A 25,667-nucleotide genomic window follows, 5' to 3' on the forward strand; every position below is an offset into this window, starting at 1 on the left:
AGAAATTATTCCACCCAGGAGTAATAGCGGTTGCCCCGGCGCCGATTCCAGGAATCGTACGCCAGGCGGTCCTCTTAGCAGAGCCGATACTCACCTGTCGGCGTCATGATTAACGTAAGGTCGGCCGGTCGACTGTTTTGCAGAACCCGACGCACGTTCGGCCCATCAGTGCGTTCATAGAATGCTTCGGCATCACCCTGAGACGATCCTCCCGCCAGTTTACGGGCGATCAGGCGCGATCGAAGCGCCTCTTCCGGTGCGCGTATAAAAAGCGAATAATCGCAAAACTCCGCCAGCGCCTGCCAACGCGGTTCCTTCAGCAAAAGCCAGTTTCCTTCAACAATCACCAACGGCGCGGTTACCGGGATGGCATTTTCAACCGGCTCATGGGTTTGCCGATCGTACTGCGGCCAGGCGCCTTCCGCTTCCCTGATCTGACGCAGATTGCGCGCCAGTTTATCCACGTCAAAGGTGTCCGGCGCGCCTTTACTGGCTCGCAAGTTATGCGCCTCCAGCCACGCGTTGTAATGATGAAAGCCATCCATCGGCAGAGTCTGGATCGTTGGCAGACTGGCGTCCTGTTGACAGAGATACTCCCAAAATGTGGTTAGCGTGGATTTGCCGGTCCCGGGAGGGGCGCAGAGAAAAATAAGGGTTCGTTGTCCAGTATGCGCAGCGTTTATTTTCGCCAGCTGTCGCAACAGGGGTTTATGGACGATTTCAATTTCATCGTCGTGGTAATGCGCGGTAACGTCCAGCCCATTAACCGTCAGTCCGATTTTCACGGCGTTAATTCCTTTAAAATTGTCGTTACCGCCAGCGTCATCGCCGTCTTGATCATGCCGGTAAAGCGAACCTCGGACCAGGTGGCGAAGTCGGCAAACTTCATCGACTCAAGCGCGCCATATAAGGTTGCATTACGGGTAATACTGTTTACGTTACTGACGAAATCCCAGGTGATGTCATCCGTAAAGCCCGGGATCGTGTCCTGTTCCTTAAGGTAGCGATAAAACTGGGAAAAATGGGTGATGTCGGCATACAGCCATTTTTCCATTTTTCCCAACGCATAAATCAGGCGTAACGCAACGTCGATATCATCAAGCGGCCCACTCTGCGCGAGTAACGGCTTCACTGCATACTCCACGATCTCTTCATCATTATCGACAAACAGCGACGGCAGAAAGCGTTTAATGCCCTGAAGCAAAATGTCATGTGCCGTCGTCATAAACGAAAGTAAATTGGTCTGAGCGTCCAGTTGCTCAAGCACATCGTCTTCTGTCAGCGTCGTCATTTGTGTCCCGATAAATCACCATGAATGCAGAGAGTCTATTATATTACACGTTCGATCCGCGCCGCCGATCAGTAAAGTTTGCGTGCGCACACCCTTCGCAACCTGTTGGATCCCCTTCAGAAGGTCGCCACCCGTCACGCCCGTTGCACTAAAGAGAATGTCATTTCCCTTTACTAACGTGTCGATCGCATAGACGCGGTTAATCTCGACGCCCATCTCCGCACAGCGTTGTCGTTCACGGACAGCGATCACGCGATTATCTGCGGTATCGCCTTTCGCTTCACAAAAGTCGATCAGCTCTGCCTGCATATCGCCCCCGAGCGCTTTGACCGCACAAGCGGAAATCACCCCTTCCGGCGCACCGCCGAGCGTATACATCAGGTCATACGGATTGTCCTGCAGACAGGTCAGAACGCTGGCCGCCACATCGCCATCGGGCAGGGCAAAAACCTTCACGCCGAGCTGTGTTGCCTCGGCAATCGCCGGATGAAGCCGGGGTTTGTCCAGCGTGACCATGTGTAAGCGATCCAGCGGTTTTCCCAGCGCCGCCGCCACATTGCGTAAATTGTCGGCTAACGGAAGCGCCAGATCGATCGCGCCTTTTGCCTGGGCATTAACAACCAGCTTTTTCATATACATGTCAGGTGCGTGAAGCAAACTGCCGCGCGGGGCGAAAGCCATGACCGCCAGCGCATTGCTCTGCCCCATTGCGACCATACGGGTTCCTTCAATAGGATCGACAGCGATATCCACCTCCGGCCCGCTGCCTGTTCCGACCTCCTCACCGATCCATAACATCGGCGCACAATCGATTTCCCCCTCGCCAATGACAATTCTCCCACGGATAGCCACCTCGTTCAGAGCCTGTCGCATCGCGCTGACCGCGAGACCATCGATCCGGTTTTTGTCGCCGCATCCGGTTTGCGGCCAGGCTGCCAGCGCCGCCTGTTCCGTTGTGCGAAATAGCGGCCATGTCAGAGAGATCATGCAGCAGCCTCCCCTACGTCCACGCCAAATTGCGCCAGCAGGAATCTCTCAGCCTTTTCGTTCCAGATACCGTGCGTCTCTTCAACCAGACGCGCCAGTTCACGAAACAACGGATCGGTTTTGCCTTTTTCCGCGAAATCAGCGATCGCCGTCAGCGGCATCGTGACGCCGTTATAAATCAGCTTTTTGCCGCCCGGAATATCGGGAAGATTGAGAACCGTATCCGGCACCGCATCCAGCCCGCCGATATGGGTGACCATAAAAGACGGTTGCAGTTGTCCCGTAGCGCTTAATGCAATCGCCTCTTTCATATCGTCGGTGGAACCGCCGGATGTTCCGACCACATGTGTACTGTTGTAATGCACGTTGTAAAAGTTGAACGGCACCCTGAAGCGACTGTCCGTCGGCCCGGCAAAAAAGTTCAGGCAACCGTCTTCCGCGAGAAGCTCATCCGCCAGTTCGACAAGAGCCGGAACAGCGGCATAGACAAATACGTCATCAAAACCGCTACCGTCCGTGAGTTCGCGAAGCATGGCAGCGGGTTCTTTTATTCCGGCGGTATTCACATAAATAAGCTCGATGCCTTTACTGGCCGCGTGCTCAACCGATAGCAAGCGGCTGGCCTGGGCCAGTCGCGTTTCATCGATATCCACCACCACGACCCGCGACGGCTGGATCCCGCCATTAATGGCATAGTCAATGGCGCCTATCCCCATCGGCCCGGCACAGGCTAATAGTGCGATGTTGCCGCCGGGTTTAATGCCCATCCGGTGCTCGTAAACGTAAGGCGTAGTGTGATAATTGGCGTTATAAGCGCCAATTATGCAGCACATCGGTTCCGCCAGCGATGCGGCGGCGAAATAAGAGCCGTGATAGGGTAAAACGCAGCCCAACTTAATCGCGATCTCCGGGATAATCATATACGTCGCATTACCGCCAAAATATTCATAGCTGTATCCGGCAGAATAACCACTCGGCAAGCCCATTGCGGGTTGTAAAACGAAGCGCTCGCCCTTTTTATATTTATCGGTTAGATTTTTCCCGACTTCGACAATGATCCCGGCACATTCATGACCGGTAATCACCGGATGATTCTCCAGATCATCTGGCACACGTTTATGTTCGCTGCCTAATGTTGCCGCTTTCCAGGTAGACAAACAGACGCTGTCAGAAATAACGCTGACTAATAATTCATTATCCGTAATGTCAGGTAGTTCAAATTCACGGATACGGACATCCCGCTTGCCATAGATGGCTGCCACTTTCGTTTTCATATTTACTCCAGAAACCAGAAATATTACTTCGTCGTAAGGTGATGAAATAAATCGTCGAGCAACGGGTCGCCAATATAGTTTTTAATCAGAACGACGGGGTTGTCGCTAACCCGTTTAACGCGCCCCTCCAGGCTGGCATGCGTCACGATAATATCGGCATCCTCGGGAACATTTTCGATCGCATAATGTTTGACATCGACCGTTAATCCCGCTTTTTCCAGGCGTTTACGAAACGTCGTTGCCCCCATAGCGCTCGACCCCATTCCCGCATCGCAAACAAATGCTATTCGTTTCACATCACGGTAAGAGAATTTACCCTCCTGCTTCATTGCCTTGACGGCTTTCGTGGAATCACTGAAGGTATCTTCACTTTCGCCAGCGCTATTTTTTTCCATTTTTAATATGAAAGAGGTCACCACAAAGGTCACCAGCGTTCCCGCCGTAACACCAGCAATCGTCGCCAGGAAAGCCCCCTTCGGCGTCAGCGCCAGGTAAGCGAAAATCGACCCAGGACTCGGCCCGGCGACCAGCCCGCCGCCTAATACATTAAAGACCCACGTTCCGCTCATCCCGCCCGCAATCATGCCGATCAGCGTCAACGGTTTCATCAGCACATACGGGAAATACAGTTCATGGATACCGCCCAGGAAATGGATGATCATGGCGCCGGGTGCAGACTTCTTCGCCATCCCTTTACCAAACAAGGTGAACGCAAGCAGTAAACCCAGACCCGGACCCGGGTTAGACGCCACCATAAAGAAAATGGATTTTCCTGTCTCTGAGGCTTGCTGCATACCCAGTGGATAATAAACGCCCTGGTCAATCGCATTGTTTAAAAAAAGGATTTTTGCTGGTTCATTAATTAACGACAGTAGCGGCAGGTAGCCCGCATGTACCAACGATTCAATACACTCCTTCACAAAGTTATTGGCAACCAGTACCGCCGGGCCAATGACCTCAAACCCCAGCAGACACAAGATCATCCCGGCGATACCCAGGGAGAAGTTATTAATCACCATTTCAAAACCGGCAGGAATGCGCCTGTCCAGCAGTCGGTCAATATATTTAATCACCAGCCCGCCTAGCGGTCCCATGATCATTGAACCGAGGAACATTGGGATATCCGCGCCAATAATGACGCCAATCGTACCAATGCCTCCCATCACCGCTCCCCGTTTGCCCCCCACCAGATGTCCACCGGTCGAACCAATCATCACCGGCAGTAAATAGGTAATCATCGGGCCGACAATTTTGGCGAAATGTTCATTCGGCAACCATCCGGTTGGAATAAATAATGCGGTAATAAAGCCCCAGGCAATAAAGGCGCCGATATTCGGGATGACCATTGCAGTCAAAAACCCGCCAAAAGCCTGGACCTTAGCACGAGCAGACTTGTGTTCCATATTAATATCCTGTCAAGGAGAGAATAATTATGCGTGAGCGATAATATCCGCTAACTGTTTTTCTGACTTTGCCGCTAACAGCGCGTTTATCGTTTGTTCTTCACATAACAGCTCGCTTAATGCCTGGATAGCTTCAATATGTGAATCGGCATTTGCTGCCGATAAACCGATTAATAACCTGATACCTTCTTCACCTTCACTGAACTGCACTTCCTGTTTGAGTAACGTTAACGACATTCCTGTTTTTAACGCTCCACACTCTGGTCGCGCATGAGGCATAGCCACGCCGGGGGCCAGAATATAATAGGGGCCGTTGCTGAGAGTCGAATCTTTAATAGCCTGAATATAATTTGAATTAATATAATGATGAGTCAGCAGGGAAGACATGCAAAAATCAATGGCCTGCTGCCAATTTTCTACCGATGACTTTATCGAGATAGATGCTTCAGGAAAATAATCAATCAACCGCATACGTAATCCTTATTTTATTTTTAGGGTACAATGTTGCGCTGAAAATAAAATACGCGCGCGATAAAATGAAAGCAACAGGGGTCAACGTCAGGGCGAGAAAGAAGCGTGTTTTATAAAAGCAAATAAAAACAATGATATAAAAACAAAAAATTAAAAAGCAACTGTAATTACGTGATGTGAATTGCATTTTTTGAATATAAATTAATGTTCATTTTGCAATGGTGATCGCAAATACGCTATTGCCATCATTAAAAAAATTACCACTCCCCCTGAAGCCGTTACGCATTAATCGCGTAAAAAAAAGGCCATCTGTGAATACAGACGGCCTAAGGGGGTAATGTGTAAATTCCCGCCAGACGATATGGCGGGGAAAGGGACGACTTAGCTCAAGAGCGAGTGATCAAATTGAATGATGACAGTTGCGTAGGCGTCGATGGTGGTTTCACGCATCAGAGGTACCCAGCGCGGCATGTCGCTATGGCGCGTGACGCCGGACATGCTCATGTCGCCATTCCACTGCTTGTGTTCCGGCGTTTTCGGCATGTCCATACCCGTCTGACCGGTTGCAGACCCAGGAGAAAGCTTCACGTCACTGCCATCACCGGAAGACGGCGCCACGCCGTTGGTCATGTCACCGTTCGCCTGCTTGTGCTCCGGCGTTTTCGGCATATCCATCCCGGTCTGACCGGTAGACGATCCCGGTGATAGCTTCGCGCTGTCGCCGTTGCCGGAAGACGGCGCCACGCCGTTGGTCATGTCACCGTTCCACTGCTTGTGCTCCGGCGTTTTCGGCATATCCATTCCGGTCTGACCGGTAGACGATCCCGGGGACAGCTTGGCACTGTCGCCGTTGCCGGAAGATGGCGCCACGCCGTTGGTCATGTCACCGTTCCACTGCTTGTGCTTCGGCGTCTTCGGCGTGTCCATTCCGGTTTTGCCGGTTGCGGAACCTGGAGACAGCGTCGGGTAGTTCGTATTCGGAACAGGCCATTTCTTAGTCGGCGTCGTAGTATCAGCCGCGGCTGGCGTCGGCGTGGTGTCCGATTTCGTTTCGCTGTCTGCCGGTTTCGGCGCCGGTTTCAGATCGTCTGTTTTCTGCGGCGTGACGGCCGGAACGTCTTCACTGTACGCGGTCTGCGACGGCGTGGTATCCGTCTTCGTTTCGCTGTCTGCCGGTTTCGGCGCCGGTTTCAGATCGTCTGCCTTCTGCGGCATGACGGCCGGAACGTCTTCACTGTGCGCGGTCTGCGACGGCGTGGTGTCCGTCTTCGTTTCGCTGTCTGCCGGTTTCGGCGCCGGTTTCAGATCGTCTGCCTTCTGCGGCGTGACGGCCGGAACGTCTTCGCTACGCGGCGGTTTGCCCGGAGTGAAATCTGTCTTTTTCTCGCCGGTGCTACCGTTGCCTTTGTTCTTAGGCGCATCTGGCGTATCAAGATCATAGCTGCCTTTATTTTTCTTACCGATGCCCGGATCGGCCAGCGTAAAGGAGATATTGTTGCCCGCTTCCTTCTCATCACGCGTGACGACAGACATTTCGTCTTTATTGGTATTAATCTCGCCGGTCGTGCCTTTACTGGTGATATCACCAACGGAAATGGTCGATTTTTGCGTTTCATCACGATGAATTTCATCAACCGTATCAACATAAAGGTTTGCCGATGGCACGCCGTCTTTCTTGCCCGGCACGCCACCGATACCCACACCACCGCCACCGTACAGACCATCCTGTTCCACACTGTCTTCGAGGGTTCGGGCGTTAATGTCGCCAGCCACGTTCACGGAGCCGGTACCCTCTTCAGAGACAATATTCGCCCCTGTCATGTTCAGGTCGCCGCCGGTTTTCACGTTCACTTCGCCATTCGTGTGAATGCCAGATTGTTTTGCCGTGGTCGCTGCGTCATGCGCCTCGGAGCCACCACCCGCGTTTACCGCAGCGGTAGGCGTAACCCCTTTACCCGATACGGCGACACCCACCGACGCTCCCCAGTTCTGTCGGGCATTTTCGGTATGAACCGTATCCTGGACGGAGGTAATATCCAGATCCCCTGCCACGTCGACATCCGCGGTATTGGCCTCGATATTTGCCCCGGTCATGGACATATCGCCGCCGGTCTTGATCTTCACGTTATCGGCGGTAATAGTGCTGTTAGTGTAGGTGGTTGAATCACCGGAACCATTTTCTTTATTACCGCTGTAGTCAACGGACGCACCGCCGCTGATTCCGGTCAGATCCACACCAACGCCTGCCGTGACCCCTCCAGAATGTTCTTCGCTGGAGTTGGAATAGCTGGAAGTCGATTTCGCCGCATTCATCGACACGTCGCCACCGGCGTTAATTTCTACCTCCTCGCCCTTAATATCGACACCATTGAGGGTGGTGTCTTTTTTAGTATTGATAGAGATATTTTTCGCATTAATGTTGGTGATATTTTCCGATGTCGTTTCGGTAGTGGATGTCGATTTCTTCGAACCGCCGCCAATCGTTATGGACGCGCCCGCAATATCGTTAAGTAACAAATTCGACGCATCGCCAAGCACTTCTGCGGCTGTGGTCCCCGCATTAAGCTCCTGGCCATCCTGCGATTTCTCGACCAGGTTACCGGCCTTATCGGCGGAATCGGCAAGGGTACTGTGCGCTTCGCCAGAAATACCGAAATTCATCTCTTTATGCGTGGTGGTGGTCTTCTCTTCATCGAGGTATTTAGTGCTGGCGACATCTTCTGCATTAATACTCAGAGAGTCGCCCGCGCTCAGGTCAGCCCCACCGATATCCACGGTTTTATTGGCGTTGATCGATCCCGACTCGGCAAAACTGATTGAGGCATTCGTATTCTTTTTACTGTCAATAACGGTAGAATCACTTTGAGAATTAAATTCGAGACTGAAACCCGCGGTATCGTTTACCGGCGCGCGTCCAGGCTTTTTACCGATAGCCGACGTATCGGATTGTGAACCGGCACTAACGTAATCGCCTGTCGTGGTTGTATTAGACCCACCCGACATCGTGCCATAGTCCGTTTCCACAGTCTGACCACCACCGCTGACTCCAGCCCCCATACGGAATTCGCGGCTGGAGGTGTGTTCTTCCGAATGAGAGACATCCTCTGAGGTTTTAATCGTGACATTGTTTTCTGCCGAGATCGAGCCGGTCTGCGCAGAATAGGTGCCGCCTTCCATCACAACATCATTTTTAGCCTCAATGTTCATATTCCCGCCAGCCGACACATTACTGCCAATAGCGGTGCCCGTCGTGGTGGAGGTATCTGATAACGAGAAATTAAAGGCATTTTGCACATCGTTATCAATGGTGCGGGTCGCATCAATTTCATGCAGGTCGTTGAAGGTCACGTCCCCCTCTGTGGCCTTCATATTGACATCCTGACCCGCGGTAATATCTGACGCGTTTGAGGTGATTGATTTCGCTTCCATGCTGATGCTACCGCCAGCAGTCACGCCATCGTCGTAGGCATGAATAATCTGCTTGCCATCTTCACCCCGACCCACGCTTGCCGTCATGGTGATATCGCCATTTTCAGCGCTCATCGCAATATCACCGTCGGCACTGATAGCCGCGCCATTATTGTTGATATCGCCATTGGTGGTCGTCATGCTCATATCGCCACCCGCGGAAATACCGGAGTTCATACCGTTACTGACGTTATTAATATCGCCGTCAGAGACCAGCGTCATGTCGCCGCCAGACGAAATTGAGCCATTCATATTGTTGATTTCACTGGCATCAACGTTCATGTCATTACCAGCATGGATTGTCGCGCTGCCGCCGTTAACGTCGCCGCTTTCCATCTGACGCAGCGTTTCCGGGCACAGATAAACAACCGGAACCAATACATCCACACCGTTTACATTTTGGTTAACAAACCAGACGATATCTTTATCCAGATTGTTACGCTGCTCCTGAGACAACGGTTCGCCAACCACCAGGCCAAGCTCGCTATCCTTCGCCGCTTCACCTGCGTTATCCATTAATGCCTGGACAAGCGCATCGCCCTCCAGGCCGTCGCGAATTGAGAAGAAGCTGCCAACCGAAGCGGAAATTTCGCGGCGAATCAGCTCAGAGGTAAAATAATTATCGCCGATCACATTGACCGGTTGTTGCGGATCGTAACCCACCTGATCAAAGAAATAGTCCGATCCGGTATAACCGCTCTGGTCTATCATTGATGGACGGGTTTCAAAAATCGGCACGATATTGTTAGCGGGTCCCGGATAATCCTCGCCATTTTTCGCCGCTTCTGTGGTTTTCTTGAAATCGGTGGAGATTTCAAACATTCCCGGGATCGAGATCATATCTTTGATGGTCGGCATGGGGCTGATACCCATGGACAGCTCATCAATAGTTTTGGTATTGACGTTAACATCATAGCCCGCAATAACGGTGTCAACGGTATAATCACCTACATCAATATCGCTGATATTGGCGTTGGCGTTAATCACCCCTGCCCCGGCAATACCATTATCCAGCACCCCACCATTCTGCGTGAAGTTGCCGCCAGCGGTAATTTCGCCTTTTTCCTGCGGCACATAATAGGTTTTATTGGCCTTCAGCCCTGCATTGTCTGATGCGGTTTGTTGCGCCCAAATATTACACAATTTGTTATAATTAGACGTTTGCCAGTTTTCGCCGAAAATTCGGATCATCATGCTGTTAAATAATGTTGATTGATTACCTAACATCACTACTGCGTTAAACCAGAGCTCTTTTTCCGCATCAGTGCCGCCACCTTTTGAGTCAATTTTGTTTGCCGCACTGCCCCCGCCGAATTCAAAGTCAAGGAATTGATAAAGCGTATCGAATTCCCAGCTTGACTGGTGCTCTGATGCAAGCTCCCAGCGATAGGTAAGGGATCCTTGCTTGCTGAGCGGAAGTTGCAAGTAATCGTAAAGCGTGAGTTCGCCATAGCGCGGCGAGTTATAGACGTTACCCGTGATGGTGATATCTTTCGCCGCCTGTATCAGACCACCGGTATTAAACACATCGTGGGTATCGTAAATATCACGCTGGTTGATATTGATATTGCCACCTGCGCTGATCTCCGCCTGGTTTTCCAGCTGCAGGCCGGATGTGACGGTCGGCATATCTAACCCAATATGCGTAAAAGATTTCGTCAATGCATGTTCGATCGTCTCATACGATACAGTCGCAATCTGCGCACCAGTGACTGAAATTTCATCACCGCTGTAGGTGCTTTCATTGGTAATGACTTCAGCATCCAGATAAATATCTTTTTCTGCCCGGATTATCCCCGCCTGGTTCCAGATTTCTTTCGCGATAATTGACAAATCACCCATGCTAAGCACATTGCCGCCAACGGCATTGATAAACTGTCCGTTGCGCGCTTCAAGACTCAAATCGCCCATTGTCCACAGCAGACTTTGCGCGCCATTAGTCACATTCTTCGCATTAATATCTAAATCACCGCCGGTGACAATGGACATGTTATTGACGAAGTCGCCTTCGGCGTCCACGTTCATATCGCCGATGATTTCCAGCATGGCATTGTTCGTAAAATCACCCTGCGTCGAAATGTTTAGCTCACTTCCTGCCCGAATGTTTTTACTGAGATTGTCAAGGGTCAAACTGGCGTCGAGATCAAGAGACAAAATCCGCCCGGCTTCCAGAATACCAGAGGTATTATTCAGGCTGGCCAGTTTGAGCGTCAGATCGCGATCGGCAACAATAGACGAGTTGTCGTCATTCGCCATAGCCCTGGCGTTGACGTTAATATCATAACCGGCGATAAGCGAATCAGCGCTGTTGTTAATATCACCGTTCGTCACGTTCAGCGTGGTGGTTCGGCCACCGACGATTACCGCCGAATTTGTGTTATTTAAAACCTGCGCAATATTCAGCGTCAGGTTATTATCAGACGAGACAATAGCGCCGCCATCATCATTCGTCAGATTATTAGCATCGATAGTCAGGTCGCCGCCCGCGACCAGAGTTGATGCGTATTCCCCCGTGCCGCCGCTGTTGGTCAAGGTATCCGCGGCGATAGTCAGCGTACCGTCAACCGCCTGAATCAAGGAACCTGACAGGTTCGTCAGCAGACCGATCGCAGTGAGTACAGTATGCATACTTGCTGTAATCACGGCCTGGTCGGCGTTGGTCAGGGCATCCACATCTTCAATCGTCAGGTTACGCAAGGCCATTAACACATGGTCGCTCCCCTGGTTAATCAGGTTTCTGATATTGCGGATAATCAGATCGGTTCCGGCCTGTACAACGCCTTCATTTTTAAGCGTATCGCCATTTTGCAGGGTGATCGCACTGTTGCTAAGGATGACAGCCTGGTTAGTCAGTTCCCGAACGCCGTCAAACGTCATATCGCCTGACGCCACAATGGAAGCGTCGGAAGCGTTATTCAGCGTATCAACGGAAGTTATATTGAGCGCGCCACCTGCCTGAATCACCGCGCCACCGCTGTTGGTTAATGAATCAACATTGTTGATGGCAAGCTGCATGCCACTGACCACCACCGCGCCATTCTGGTTTGAAATGTCGGACAGATGGCTGAGTGAAAGAGCGCCTTCGGCAATCAGCTGGGAATTATCGTTTTTAAGGGATTCAATATTCGACAATTGCAAGCTATCACCGCTGTAGATTGTCCCGGTATTGACGTTATCAAGCGTATCAATCTGATCGAGCAGGAGCGTCGTCGCCTGAATTGTCGATGCGTCATTCGTCAGCGTATTAATACCAGTAAGCGTAAGATCTTCCGTGGCTAAGATAACCCCATCCTGGGTATTAGACAGCGACGCAAGATTGGTCAACGAAACGGACTTGCCCTGGATCCAACCGGCATCGTCATTCACCACTGTCGTCACGTTTTCGCCATCCAGTGACAGTTTACCCGCCGCCAGAATTTCACCGCCGCTGGTGTTGGCGAGCTGCTTGCTCACCTTCAATTCCATATCGCCCGACGAACTGAGCGTACCGCCAGCATTGCTTAGCTTCGCGGTCTTCACCTGAACTTTCTGTTTAGCATTCACGGTGCCGCGGTTTTCAAGAGTGGCATCTGCATCAGAAGTCGTTAGCGCGATACTGCGGCCTTCAATGGCGCCGGTATTTTTCAGCGACTTGCCTTTCGCAGTGACGGTAACGTCATTTTTATTGCTGATGATATTGCCGCTGTTGTCGATATCACCTTCAGCACTTACATCGATGGTTGCATCGTCGCTACTGATCGTACCGCTATTGATAAGGTTTCCGCGGCTGGCAAGCTGCATTTCCCCTTGCGTGACGCCGATTACCCCTTTGTTATTGAGGGCACTGGCATTCATCACCAGTTTTTTATCGGCAAAGATTCGGCCGCTGTTATCCAGGTCGCCAACGGTGAGCGTCTGGGTGCCAGACGCATAGATCACGCCATTATTTTTCGCCGATCCGGAAGCGATAACGATATTGCCGCTGGCGTTAACGGCACCGCTGCTTTCAAACGCGCCAGTCAGATTAACCTGCAAAGTGCCTTTTTTCGCCAGTACAGAGCCGCCGTTATTGGTCATACTGCCAGCGGTAATCTGAATATCTCCGCTGTGGCTGATAACCTGAACATCCGATACCAGTGAGCTGAACGCGACTTCCTTGCCGTCCACCAGGACGACGAAGTCACCCTTTTTCAGCGTCACAACGCCATTGCTGATGATATTGCCATTTGCATCCAGCGCCTGGAGTTTGCCATTCAGCGTATATTGTCCGGCAACGTTGATCTGGATGGCTGGTACAGAGGTCGTCGCCGTCGCGTTGGTAATCAGCGAGGCGGCATTTTGCACCAGCGAACTGGCGTCAATACGGATCTTACCCGCAGAGGAAATCACATCGTTATTGAGGATAACGCCAGCAAGCGCATTAAACACAATGTCATTTTGCGCTTCAACGCCCATCGCGCTATTGCTGGATTTGGTGGTCGCAATATTGTTGCCGTTTAGCGTAATATTTTTATCGCTGTGCAGGCTGGCCAGCGTGATATCCCCGTCGGCGCTAATTTCTAAATCACCGCTGGAAATAATACCACCTGCGTGGCGCACACCCGCGCCAGATTCGGTGCTGATTAACTGAATTTTACCGCCGTACATGGAACCCAGCGCGCTACCATCGATAGCAACAGCAGGCCCCTGCCCATCGCCCTGGCTACGAACGGTATGGCTACGGCTGGCAAGCTCATAGTCGTTCTGTCCGGCCAAAACCTTCAGGTCTGCCTTACCGGCGATTTCGCCTTCAAGCTGGGCGCTGCGGCTGACGATATCAAAATAGCTTAAGCCTTCAGTGTTAATACCCTGCCCGGTGACGGTGATGTTTCCCTTATCGACGGCAAGTTTATAAGTACCGTCCTGATTTGCCTGTACTTTACCGGTGCTGAGGGTCAGACTATTGGCGTTAATGGTCGTCGCGCCGTTGACGCTAATACCATTTTCGTTCGCAATAATAATGTCGGCTTTTTTACCGAAAACTTCCATCGTGCCATTAATATACGAGGCCTTCGCACCTGTGACTTCGCTGATAATCGCACTGGCTTCCTGCTGCAGTTGACCATTTTTAACCGCGTAACCTCCAATTTTGGTCACGCCTTCTTGCATGCTGTTATTAAAGACAACGCCTTTCTGGTCAACGTTAAATTCAGTGAATTTATTTAATGAAACGCCCTTCGCATTAGGGTTAGCGATATTAATCAACGGCGTGCCATTCGCCGTCTGGCCCATCGTGGGACCGTTTGATTGACGATTGTCCGGTGTGGTGGCTGCTTCAACGGCAGGCGATAAAATACTCGCCAATGACAGATATAATGGGCCAAGTTTTTTATGCAAGTTGCTGGCATTCAACTTCTCAGCTTTAACATTTTGTCGATTCATAATGTGTCCCTAAATTAAAAAGTAATTTCCGTTTTGTAATAGACAACTGCATCATCTACAGTCTGTTCATCCATTGAATCTGGTTTTCTGATGGGCCAACCTGCCATAACATAGGAGGAGAAATATTTACCGCTTGCTTTGATACCTACTGACGCGCCCATCATGAACTGCCCATCACACGCATCGACACCCTCAGGACAATTATCTTTAGTGAATCCGAGATCGTAGCCCATATAAGGCGTCAACTGATAAACACCAGCCACACCCACATCAAAAGGGAATTGCAGAGTATTTGCGATCCATGCTCCGCTATCGCTCATTACATTATCGTCTTTGAAGCCCCGAACCGTATATTCATCGCCAATTGTGACTTTTGCGTCACTCACCAGCACATCTGGCGAATACTGGAAGCCACTGTTTAATTCATACGTAACCCCCAGCCTTCCCATTTTATAAAGAGGGCGAGTCCAGCTGACAATGCCGTTATATTTAATATAATTGAGGTCAAAACCCTCCAGGTCCGGATCGCCTTTCCAGGCAGAACCAAACCATGGAACCCCAGCCGTTACGCCAATATCACCATAGACCCAACCACCGCCCAGCGCGCCGACATACGTCAGGCCAGTAGCAAGCGAGGTGTATTTTTTTGAACTGACATCAATTTGCGAATGTTCAATTCCATTGTAGTTATCCCGGCGCTCAACTTTCATCCACGCACTTGTTTTACCGGTTGCACCACGCATAAGCATACGGCTTATACGCAGTGACGCGCGTTCTGAGTTTCCGTCTGACTCATAAATGTCGTACCCACCATCAATGCTTTTAGTGTATTGAGATTTATAGTAATTCGCATCAAATCCCCAGTATCCCAATGGGACACCATAGCTAAAAGACCAGGAGTCCTGTTTGTCATCCGGATTATTAAGGTTGTTCCAGGAGTAATAAGCATTAAAAATATCATTTAGCCCGGCAATATTTTTACCGGTAAAACTGCCATAGTATTGCTGCCAGCCCTCCGCCTGAGTGCCCGAGTTATTGAGACCTGCGGTGAGAGATACCGGAAATGATGGCTGATGCAGTAAATTGAGATCGGAATAGCCATTAATCACCGAGGGCTGAACATGAATATTGTCAGCATCCGATACGCGTAATAAATTTTCCACGCTCTGGTCAATATCCTGCATATTGAGCACCTTCCCTTTGGCAAAGGGATAGGCGGTAAATAAACGCGTGTGTTCACGAAATGAAGGTTCTTGACCGTTCACTTTAAAATCGTTAATCTTTCCCCACAGTACACGAAGCGTTAACGAGCCGCTTTTAATATTACCAGGTTCAATACTTATAAGGGTTGTAGCATAGCCACGAGCAATATAAAAATCCGTCAGTTCTTTGACCAACGAAAAAATTTCGGCTTTTCCCAGTTCCTTTCCCACATAGCGCTGAACGATTTCTTCTCGTTGCGGCGAGCTGTCGAACCGAGCGTCATCCAGAATGACAATTTTATCGACTTTAAATTTCCACTGTGAATCAGCTGGCAGCCCGCCTTCTTCTTCGCTACCGCGCAGCGCTCTTTGTTTTTGCAAAAGCGCTTCTGTACGTTTCGCCTCTTCAATTAAGAACTGATTACTTTGTCTTTCGAGTCTGTCCAGTTCTTGCTTATTTTGCTGACCGGGAAACATAGCGGCATGTGCCACTTGTAAAAGTGGCACAATTAAAACCATCTGTTTTAATAAAAATCGTGAATATATCATCACATCATTCCCTGATATTTATATTTAATTAATCATTGTGTATACAACAACGCCCACAACTTTTCCGGCTGTCAGCTGCGAATCGCGCTGGATGTCGGCCGGCACATATATTTGTGCCTGATAGGTATTGGTCCGCATTGATGTGACCGGGTACTCTTTAGCTTGTCCAAGCGTTAGCGCAGTAGAGCTGTAACGGCTTTTTTCATAAAGACGTATCGCAAAATTTTTCGCGTATCCCTCGCCTGTCTCAACACCCAGTACCCCTGTGAGAGAAGCGAACTGTGGGTTAATCACTGTGTCAAACTGCAGCTTGACGTTTGCGGGTTCGGGGCAGGTCACAGTAATAGTGAACTCTTTTTTATCCCCTTGCTTCGAATTATCTTTAACAAAATCAGCCAGACTATAGGTTCCCAAATCGATATAATTTGTTGATGGATAAAGAGTGCACGAATAGGGTTTAACTTTAATCGCCGTGCCAAAATTAATTGATAAGATGGATAATTTATCGCTGGAATCTGCTGTCGGAATAACCGAGGCCTCTGCAACGCTTCCTACCGGAATATAACTCTCCCCAGCATTGAGCGTCCCCGTCTGAACAAACTCGACCAGCACCGTGCTATTTTTTATCGAACATCCGGCAGCACACGTCACCGCAGCCCCTGAGTTACCGGGTAACCAGGCGTCAGCGGCCTGAGTAGGCCACTTCATGCGGATACCGATACCCGGAATTTCCGTGACATAGACATTATCGATCTGCGAGGTAATGTAATTGCGCGTATAAGAGGAATGCCAGGTTGACTGCGTAGCGCTATTACACTTATAGCTAATATCCGGCACCGAAAAGGTTTTACTCCAGAGTACAGTACCTGCAGCCCCCTTCTCTGCAGGCTTAAGTGTAATATCATCTGTGATATTCAACATCGCCAACGGTGACGTTAATTCACAAAGCGCAGCATAAGCTTGATTACTACTGACCGAAAACAGTATGCCCGCCGCTAACATCAATAGCCCTGATAAAATCCGTTTCATTTTGTTAATTCTTCCTTTTCGCAATGAATATCGACAGCTTTAAAAGCGCTCTCTGATTCATCAGCATTATATTCTTTTTCAGTCACGTCATAACTTGACCGGCACTGGAATGACTGCTTTTGTTTTTTCCATTTAATTAAAAGCGTATTTTTCCCTTTTTGCAGTGAAACCATAGCAAGACCATTCTGGCCCACCATGCCAATATTATCCCCCTCGCCATTGAGTATGGGCGCGCCAAAAGGAATAATCTCCCCCGTATTCAATACGAAATGGACAAAAGTTTGCTTATCCTTTTGCGCATCCATTTTTATGAGGACGGCTGCCCCGGCGGTAGGAACAATTGTACGGCGCGTATCATCGACTTCTACGTCAAAGCGAGTACCTTTAGGATCGGCGTACACTTCATTGTATCTGTAGGGTGACAGATAACTGATAATCCCATATCCATTATCTTTAATGATTGCATTCGAGTCCGGATACACATGCGATCCTTCAGCCCCTTTCGCTTCAACAATACCAATGGTATCAGCGAGCATTGGCACAAAATTAACCCCGCCCTGGTGCACTACCATTCCGCCGTTGAAGTTCACGCCTGCCATGAAACTGTCTCTGGACTGGCTGTAGGTCACGCCGCCGGAAGCACTTTCTCCCGTATAGGACAGGTTCATACCGAAGTTGGTTTCTGGCTGGTTTGACTGGCTGAAGTAACCGCCAAAACCGAACTGCGAACGCTCGCCGGCAGAGCCATTTAAGGAGGTACGGAAATTCGCGTCGTCGCTGTTATAGCTAAAGTTTGCGCCGAGGCGCACGTTTCTGTCGTACTGGTTGCCAAGCGGCAGACTGACGTTTAGATAAACCGTATCTTCACGTTCGCCATCTTCGCTATGCGTGCGGCCAAAAGAGATACCCCAGGTCGTTCTGCCAAACTGGTTGTTATACCCAACGACAAAGTTGGACTTTTCATTCTGTCCTAACTCATCATTCCAGACGTTGCCAACAAATCCGCTTACATAAAAACTTCCCCAACCGGGAGGTAATGTCTGATTGATGTTGGCTTCAAGACGCTCGCGATAGCGTGATGGATAGTAATCCGTATCGCCCGTATCAAGGCTTCTTTTAAGGCTTATCGCATCGGACAAGGAGTAGTAATTTTTGCTCGAATAACGGTAGCCGACCAAACTGAAGTTGGTGCCGATATCCGGCAGGCTCTTCGCCAGACTTATCCGCAGACTCATATCGCAAAACGTACCGCAATCCTGAGTCTCCGGCTGCTCGTCGAAGTGAGTAAAAGACCGTGTTACATCAAGACCCAGCGCGCCGAGGCGGGTATTCACCGCTAAACCTGCCATTAATGAAGCGTAGTCGCCGTCGAAAGCGCTTTGCCCACCGAGATAACCCGTGAGGTTATTGAGCAGACCATATTGGATGGTCCCTTCCAGCAGTTGCGGATCCTCGGAAAGCCACGTGTCGCGGATCTCGCCGGCAGACACGGAGTAGCGTGAATAGCCTTCTCGCAGCAACTGCGGGACGCTGGAATACGGTACGGAGAAATGCGTTTCATCGCCATTGGTTTCCTTGACGGTGACCTCCAGGTCGCCGTTGTAACCGGTGGCATACAGATCGCTAATCGCAAACTCGCCCGGTGGGACGACTTTTTCGAAAATCGTATTCCCCGCCTGCGTGATAGTAACCGTGGCGTTGCTGTTCGCAATCCCACGCACTACAGGCGCGTAATTACGCACGGAATCCGGTAACATCCGATCGTCCGTCGCCAGGCGCGCACCCCGTAGCGCCGTAGTATCGAAAAAATCACCAGTGGTGTTGAGATCGCCCAACACAATTGTCGACTTAATCGGCGCAATGGCGCGTTCGGCATAAGCCTGAATATGTTGTATACCAGACTCACTCGTATCACTGCCGGACATCATGCTGTCATAGGTTGTAAAACGCCACGCCCCTAAAGACAACGAGTTGTGCATGTTACCGTAGAGGTAATTCGAGTTATCCTCCCCTGGTCGATAGCGCGCGCTGGTTGCGCTAAAGGTGTAGGAAGACATTAACGCAGGCACACCGTCATCCCATAATTCCGGACTGATATACCCTACCGGCGTATTTAACAGCATCGCCTGAGGAATGGTGACGTCAAGCTGTTCATCGTCCTGGTTGTATTTCACGGTAGCGCCAGGAATTAACGCCGGCAGGATAATGCAGTCTGCGTTCTTCCAGTTCTCCGGCAGCTTTGACGTATCAACGTCAAAGCGGATGATCATTTCGGGTTTCAGGCAGGCGTTGACCCCCTGTTCGTTTTGCGCCGCAACGAATGTGATCATCCATGCGTCAATTTTTGTACGATTGCTGTAGACCTCCAGCTTATAGTTGCCGGGCAGGATTTTGTCTTTGCCGTCGAACTGCGTGAGGTCAATTCCGCTATCATAAAACTTCATAAACCCACGAGAAAAATTTATGGCCTGGCCTTCACTCGCCGCCGATGCGGAAAATGAGGACAGTACCGCAACAGCAACCCAGGTCGTCATAAGTCGCTTGATTTGATGTTGTGTTATATCTTTTTTAATAAAAGGGAACATGCAGCAACCATCCTGGCAACAATATCCTTAACGTTTAGAACGTATAAGTACGTTTGATATAAGCACCTAAATCGGTAATGTAGTTATATTTAAATACGCCTTTTCCCTGTACGGCATTAACCTGCGGAAAGTGGTAAGTCAGTTGGCTGTATGGCGCAAGTATCTGTCCTTCCACTTCACTCTCTTTACCCTCGGCGTTGAGCAGCCAGGCGTTCGTCATACTGACGTAATAAGGCGATCTATTCGTACCCGTAACGGCATAGCCTTTCGCGGTTTTTTGTAATTCCCATGTTAAATTATCCGCCGCTTCCATCGGGTTTCCTTTCAAACCTGCCGGACGGTAGAAGAATTTAATCAGCGTCCTGAATGCCATTTTTATCTGATTCTTGTTCGCATCTTCAGGTAATTCAGGTGGGATATCTAATACGTTCAACCAGAGCATGGTTTCACGATCTTTAGGGTATTTATTAATGGCCTCGTCGGTCTGGAAGATACGGAATACTTTCCCTTTTTGGCTGTTAATGCGGGCTACCGGCGGGTTAATAAAGAAGGGTAACTGCTCCTTCTCGGCACCGATGTTTTTCTCTGTGGTAGATAGCCACACTTGCGTTAATGTGGGCTGGGCCCCCACGTTGTTAATACGCACGCTTTGTTCTTTTTCTGCCGCATTAAGCACAACGCGCGTCGTCATAATTTGAATCGTCGACATGGCCTGAAACGAGCAAGCCAGACTTAACACCGCCGCGATACCGACACTCAACTTCCTTATCATTCAACCTGCTCCTTCAGATGAATTTAATGGCGGATGTTCTCCGCCATTTGGCTAATACATGATTAATTTATTAGGGGATCACTGATATTTGATGGAATAAACCACTTCAGTACTGACCTCACCAGCGGTAGCCGCGCCGCCGGTAGCAACATACTGCGCCCAGTAGTCAAACTGCGCAGTATTACCGCTCACCGTTTTGGTGATCGCTGATTCGTTGGCCGTCGTCAGATTCAGAATCGCTTTATTAGCATCAAGCAAACCCACCTGCACTTTATTCGCGCCGCCGCTATCTGCAGCAACGGTGTTTTTCAGGTTACCGGTAGCATTGTCGATATTTGTACTTTGCGCGAGTTCAAAGAAGACGCTGGCAACCTTTCCGTTCGCACAGTTTGCGCCGCTGAGTTTAATAAAGAATGGTGTGTCCCCTGCACGCTCACCATCCGCCGCTAATGCCGTGATGCTGATGGGTGGCAGATGTACAGTAAAGTCCGGGGTCGTGGAGGTGCCGGTAGCATCGCCCCCCGTTATTGTACAGGTCGCATCGCTAATCGTCCCTTCAAAGGTAATTGTTCCATCTTCCGCAGCGGCAACATTCCCGGCGCAAATGAGAACCGTCAGTAATGCACTTTTCGCAATATAATTCATACTATATCCATATATAAAATAATAGTGAAATGAGGATGCATTCTAGTTTTTTTTGCTTGTGTCAACTACATTCCGGTCCTAAATAAAATCCTAAAATGGACCAATATTTATTTTATGAATAGTTATTGGACTGTTTAAGTTTGAATACAGCTGATATATAAGGGATAATTACTTTTATTACTTGAATCAATATTTATTAAATAAATATATGGCACGTGCAGTGTCCAAATATGGAGTTGCTTTTTTTCAAGAAATTCATTGAGTAAAATAATTTTTTATGATGTTTTTTTGCGCGAGTAAGAGGAGAAAAAAGAGAAAAAAAATCCGGAAATGCGTGTCATTTCCGGATTCAGATTTTAGCGCGAATGAACTCGCGTTATGTTGCTATGCGGTCCATTTCAAGCGAGTACGCCATTATCGCAGCAGTTCTTTCGCTTTAGCCACCACGTTGTCCACGGTGAAGCCAAATTCTTCGAACAGTTGCTCAGCAGGCGCGGATTCGCCGAAGGTCGTCATGCCCACAATAGCGCCGTTGAGGCCTACGTATTTGAACCAGTAGTCAGCGATGCCGGCTTCAACTGCCACGCGTGCGGTAACGGCTTTTGGCAGTACCGCTTCACGATAGGCGGCATCCTGCTTGTCAAACGCGTCGGTAGACGGCATGGAGACCACACGCGCCTTCACGCCTTCTGCGGTCAGTTTGTCCCAGGCGGCCACCGCCAGCTCAACTTCTGAACCGGTAGCGATGAAGATCAGCTCAGGCTGACCAGCACAGTCTTTCAGCACGTAACCACCGCGCGCGATGTTCGCCAGTTGCTCTTCGGTACGTTCCTGCTGCGCCAGATTCTGACGGGAAAGAATCAGTGCGGTCGGACCGTCCTGACGCTCAACGCCGTATTTCCACGCCACGGCGGATTCCACCTGGTCGCACGGGCGCCATGTGCTCATGTTCGGGGTCACGCGCAGGGAAGCCACCTGTTCAACCGGCTGGTGAGTCGGACCGTCTTCACCCAGACCGATGGAGTCGTGGGTGTAAACCATCACCTGACGCTGTTTCATCAGCGCAGCCATACGCACCGCGTTACGGGCGTATTCGACAAACATCAGGAAGGTGGAGGTATACGGCAGGAAACCACCGTGCAGAGAGATACCGTTAGCGATAGCGGTCATACCGAATTCACGCACGCCGTAATGGATGTAGTTACCGGCAGTGTCTTCGTTGATCGGCTTAGAACCAGACCACAGGGTCAGGTTAGAAGGCGCCAGGTCAGCGGAGCCGCCGAGGAATTCAGGCAGCAGAGGACCAAAGGCTTCGATCGCATTCTGAGACGCTTTACGGCTGGCGATTTTAGACGGATTCGCCTGCAGCTTCGCGATAAACTCGTTCGCTTTCGCGTCGAAGTCAGCCGGCATTTCACCTTTCATACGGCGGGTGAATTCTGCCGCTTCCTGTGGGAAAGCCTTCGCGTAGGCAGCGAATTTCTCGTTCCAGGCCGACTCTTTCGCCTGGCCGGCTTCTTTCGCATCCCATTGAGCATAGATTTCAGACGGGATTTCAAACGGCGCGTATTTCCAGCCCAGTTGTTCGCGGGTCAGCGCGATTTCGGCATCGCCCAGCGGCGCACCGTGGGAGTCGTGGGTACCCGCTTTATTCGGAGAACCGAAACCAATGATGGTTTTGCACATCAACAGGGACGGTTTGTCGGTGACAGCGCGCGCTTCTTCTACCGCACGTTTGATTGCGTCAGCGTCGTGACCGTCTACGCCGCGCACCACGTGCCAGCCGTAGGCTTCGAAACGCTTCGCGGTATCGTCAGTGAACCAGCCTTCAACGTGACCATCGATGGAGATCCCGTTGTCATCGTAGAACGCCACCAGTTTACCGAGTTTCAGGGTACCAGCCAGCGAGCAGACCTCGTGAGAGATGCCTTCCATCATACAGCCGTCGCCCATAAACGCGTAGGTGTAGTGGTTAACAATGTCATGACCCGGGCGGTTAAACTGGGCGGCCAGCGTTTTTTCCGCAATCGCCATGCCCACTGCGTTAGCAATACCCTGTCCCAGCGGGCCGGTCGTGGTTTCAACACCAGCGGTGTAGCCCACTTCCGGGTGCCCCGGGGTTTTGGAATGCAACTGACGGAAGTTCTGCAGTTCAGACATTGGCAGATCGTAGCCAGTGAGGTGCAGCAGGCTGTAAATCAGCATGGAGCCGTGGCCGTTAGACAGCACAAAGCGGTCACGGTCAGCCCAGGACGGGTTGCTCGGGTTGTGGTTCAGGAAATCACGCCACAGGACTTCGGCAATGTCAGCCATACCCATAGGGGCGCCCGGGTGACCGGATTTGGCTTTCTGTACTGCGTCCATGCTCAGCGCACGAATAGCATTAGCAAGCTCTTTACGTGAGGACATTTTGACTCCAGATCGGATGATGAAGGCCATGCCCGTAACGACTTGACGACAGCGCGTTTTGGGCTACGCCGGAAAAAAGTGCGAACAATGTAACCCAAGCCGCCTGCCATGTACATGGAGCATCCTTTTGCCGCTTCAGAAATCTCCGGATCGTGCTCGCATGTTGCGCAATCTGCTCGCCCGCTTGTTGTTCTTTTCTTTATACTTAGTCATAAGCGCCGGTTCATCTGCTCAGGCGCACTTTTAGAACAATCCTCATTTCATGCGGAAGAAAAAACATGAAGATTCGCGCTTTACTGCTTGCTATGGGCATGGCGACGGTGTTGACCGGCTGCCAGAATATGGACTCCAACGGACTGCTTTCCTCGGGCGCCGAAGCGTTTCAGGCCTATAGCCTGAGCGATGCGCAGGTGAAAGCGCTAAGCGACCAGGCTTGCGCAGAGATGGACGGGAAAGCCACTCTCGCGCCTGCCAGCAGCGAGTATGCGAAGCGCCTGAGTAAAATCGCCGCCGCGCTGGGCGATAACATCAACGGACAGGCGGTTAACTATAAGGTTTACATGGCGAAAGACGTGAACGCTTTTGCCATGGCGAACGGCTGTATCCGCGTTTACAGCGGCCTGATGGACATGATGACGGATAACGAAGTGGAAGCGGTTATCGGTCACGAAATGGGTCACGTGGCGCTCGGCCACGTGAAGAAAGGGATGCAAGTTGCGCTGGGCACCAATGCTGTACGCGCGGCGGCGGCATCCGCGGGCGGAATTGTCGGCAGTCTGTCCCAGTCACAGCTCGGGGATCTGGGTGAAAAACTGGTGAACTCGCAGTTCTCCCAGCGCCAGGAATCAGAAGCTGATGACTACTCTTACGACTTATTGCGCAAACGCGGCCTCAGTCCGGCGGGTCTGGCGACCAGCTTCGAGAAACTGGCGAAGCTGGAAGAAGGCCGTCAAAGCTCTATGTTTGACGATCACCCGGCATCGGCTGAACGTGCGCAGCATATTCGCGATCGCATGAAAGCGGACGGTATCAAGTAACGATTTTTCACCCCGGCAACGCCGGTTATGACACGGGCAGCGCGCTGCCCGCTTTCAAAATGGCGAGATTACTCGCCTTTCTTCGCCGCCTGGATATAAAGCATCTCTAATGCCAGCGTCGCGGCAGCCAGTGCGGTAATTTCCGACTGGTCATAAGCTGGCGCGACTTCCACCACGTCCATACCGACGATATTCAGATCCTTCAGGCCACGAACCAGCTTAATGGCGCGATCGGAAGTCAGACCGCCAATAACCGGCGTACCGGTTCCCGGAGCAAACGCCGGATCCAGACAGTCGATGTCAAACGTCAGGTAAACCGGCATGTCGCCGACGATCTGCTTCACCTGCGCGAGGATATCGTCCACGCCGCGATCGTTGACCTGGCAGGCGTCCAGCACGGTAAAGCCGTTGTCTTTGTCAAACTCGGTACGAATACCGATCTGTACAGAATGATTCGGGTCGATCAAGCCTTCGTTCGGCGCGGTGTAGAACATGGTGCCATGGTCAAATTCACAGCCGTTCGCGTAGGTGTCGGTATGCGCATCAAAGTGCACCAGCGCCATTTTGCCGAAGTGCTTCGCGTGGGCGCGCAGCAGCGGCAGAGTCACGAAGTGGTCGCCACCGAAGGAGAGCATCCGCTTGCCGGCAGCCAGCAATTTCTCTGCGTGCGCCTGCAGCTTTTCGCTCATTTCACGGGCATCGCCGAACGCATACACCAGATCGCCGCAGTCCACCACGTTCAGGCGCTCGCGCATATCGAAGTTCCACGGGAAGCGGTTGTGCTCCCAGGCGAGGTTAGTCGAAACCTGACGGATCGCCGCCGGACCGTGGCGTCCACCCGCGCGCCCCGACGTCGCCATATCAAACGGAACGCCGGTGATCACCCAGTCAGCGTCGCTGTCGTACGGCTGGAAGTTCATTGGAAGGCGTAAAAAACCAAACGCGTTAGATACCAGAGAGTTATCGTACTGATGACCTAAAGTGCTCATGACCAGACCTCATTTAAAGTCGATACATTAAAAACAGATGAAAAAAAATCCCTTCCGCGTCGTTAAACCCGACGAGGAAGGGATTGATTCGTAAATCGCTTATTGGGACGAATTATCGCCGTTAATTCATACGGGTTCAAGTGAGTATAGCATCCT

The 25,667-nt window shown here is 50.8% G+C and carries 15 protein-coding genes; 1 reads left to right on the forward strand and 14 read right to left on the reverse strand.

Going from position 1 to position 25,667, the window contains the following annotated elements:
- Positions 1 to 74: 74 nt before the first annotated feature.
- The 13 genes from APU02_RS17535 to tkt all read right to left on the reverse strand — a co-directional run bounded on the left by APU02_RS17535 (position 75) and on the right by tkt (position 23,485).
- Positions 75 to 785 carry a nucleoside/nucleotide kinase family protein gene (locus APU02_RS17535; protein ID WP_060570781.1) on the reverse strand — a complete coding sequence of 237 codons (711 nt, stop codon included), beginning with the start codon at positions 783 to 785 and terminating at the stop codon, positions 75 to 77.
- The gene (locus APU02_RS17540) at positions 782 to 1,291 is read right to left on the reverse strand and encodes an MltR family transcriptional regulator (protein ID WP_042290313.1); all 510 of its coding nucleotides are present in this window, start codon (positions 1,289 to 1,291) and stop codon (positions 782 to 784) included. The genes APU02_RS17535 and APU02_RS17540 overlap by 4 nt, the downstream gene beginning before the upstream one ends.
- Positions 1,292 to 1,306: 15 nt before the next feature.
- The gene (gene glpX, locus APU02_RS17545) at positions 1,307 to 2,278 is read right to left on the reverse strand and encodes a class II fructose-bisphosphatase (RefSeq protein ID WP_060570782.1); all 972 of its coding nucleotides are present in this window, start codon (positions 2,276 to 2,278) and stop codon (positions 1,307 to 1,309) included.
- The gene (locus tag APU02_RS17550) at positions 2,275 to 3,552 is read right to left on the reverse strand and encodes a zinc-binding dehydrogenase (protein ID WP_060570783.1); all 1,278 of its coding nucleotides are present in this window, start codon (positions 3,550 to 3,552) and stop codon (positions 2,275 to 2,277) included. The genes glpX and APU02_RS17550 overlap by 4 nt, the downstream gene beginning before the upstream one ends.
- Before the next feature lie 23 nt (positions 3,553 to 3,575).
- Positions 3,576 to 4,955 carry a PTS mannitol transporter subunit IICB gene (locus tag APU02_RS17555; RefSeq protein ID WP_060570784.1) on the reverse strand — a complete coding sequence of 460 codons (1,380 nt, stop codon included), beginning with the start codon at positions 4,953 to 4,955 and terminating at the stop codon, positions 3,576 to 3,578.
- Between the two features lie 27 nt (positions 4,956 to 4,982).
- Positions 4,983 to 5,426, reverse strand: coding sequence for a PTS mannitol transporter subunit IIA (cmtB, locus tag APU02_RS17560; RefSeq protein ID WP_042290323.1), 444 nt, complete (start codon positions 5,424 to 5,426; stop codon positions 4,983 to 4,985).
- A 381-nt stretch (positions 5,427 to 5,807) separates the two neighbouring features.
- Positions 5,808 to 14,294 (reverse strand): hemagglutinin repeat-containing protein, encoded by an 8,487-nt coding sequence (locus APU02_RS17565; RefSeq protein ID WP_060570785.1) that lies wholly within the window; start codon positions 14,292 to 14,294, stop codon positions 5,808 to 5,810.
- Positions 14,295 to 14,308: 14 nt separating this feature from the next.
- Entirely contained in the window at positions 14,309 to 16,045 is a 1,737-nt protein-coding gene (locus tag APU02_RS17570; RefSeq protein WP_060570786.1) for a ShlB/FhaC/HecB family hemolysin secretion/activation protein, read from the reverse strand.
- A 24-nt stretch (positions 16,046 to 16,069) separates the two neighbouring features.
- A complete protein-coding gene (locus APU02_RS17575) occupies positions 16,070 to 17,074 on the reverse strand; it encodes a fimbrial protein (protein ID WP_060570787.1) in 1,005 nt (334 codons plus the stop codon).
- Positions 17,071 to 19,659 carry a fimbria/pilus outer membrane usher protein gene (locus APU02_RS17580; RefSeq protein WP_060570788.1) on the reverse strand — a complete coding sequence of 863 codons (2,589 nt, stop codon included), beginning with the start codon at positions 19,657 to 19,659 and terminating at the stop codon, positions 17,071 to 17,073. Before APU02_RS17580 ends, APU02_RS17575 begins: the two co-directional genes overlap by 4 nt.
- 34 nt (positions 19,660 to 19,693) lie before the next feature.
- A complete protein-coding gene (locus APU02_RS17585; RefSeq protein ID WP_239692880.1) occupies positions 19,694 to 20,419 on the reverse strand; it encodes a fimbria/pilus periplasmic chaperone in 726 nt (241 codons plus the stop codon).
- A gap of 90 nt (positions 20,420 to 20,509) precedes the next feature.
- Positions 20,510 to 21,076 (reverse strand): fimbrial protein, encoded by a 567-nt coding sequence (locus tag APU02_RS17590; protein WP_042290365.1) that lies wholly within the window; start codon positions 21,074 to 21,076, stop codon positions 20,510 to 20,512.
- Between the two features lie 414 nt (positions 21,077 to 21,490).
- A complete protein-coding gene (tkt, locus tag APU02_RS17595; protein ID WP_060570789.1) occupies positions 21,491 to 23,485 on the reverse strand; it encodes a transketolase in 1,995 nt (664 codons plus the stop codon).
- Between the two features lie 278 nt (positions 23,486 to 23,763).
- On the opposite strand from tkt, the gene APU02_RS17600 reads away from it, so the two are divergent.
- Positions 23,764 to 24,522 carry a M48 family metallopeptidase gene (locus APU02_RS17600; RefSeq protein ID WP_042290370.1) on the forward strand — a complete coding sequence of 253 codons (759 nt, stop codon included), beginning with the start codon at positions 23,764 to 23,766 and terminating at the stop codon, positions 24,520 to 24,522.
- A gap of 68 nt (positions 24,523 to 24,590) precedes the next feature.
- Here APU02_RS17600 and speB read toward each other — a convergent pair whose 3' ends face one another.
- Positions 24,591 to 25,511 carry an agmatinase gene (gene speB / locus APU02_RS17605; RefSeq protein WP_042290372.1) on the reverse strand — a complete coding sequence of 307 codons (921 nt, stop codon included), beginning with the start codon at positions 25,509 to 25,511 and terminating at the stop codon, positions 24,591 to 24,593.
- Positions 25,512 to 25,667: the final 156 nt, after the last annotated feature.

Origin of the sequence: Citrobacter sp. 50677481, assembly GCF_001463265.1 — a bacterium.
Classification (GTDB): domain Bacteria; phylum Pseudomonadota; class Gammaproteobacteria; order Enterobacterales; family Enterobacteriaceae; genus Citrobacter_A; species Citrobacter_A sedlakii.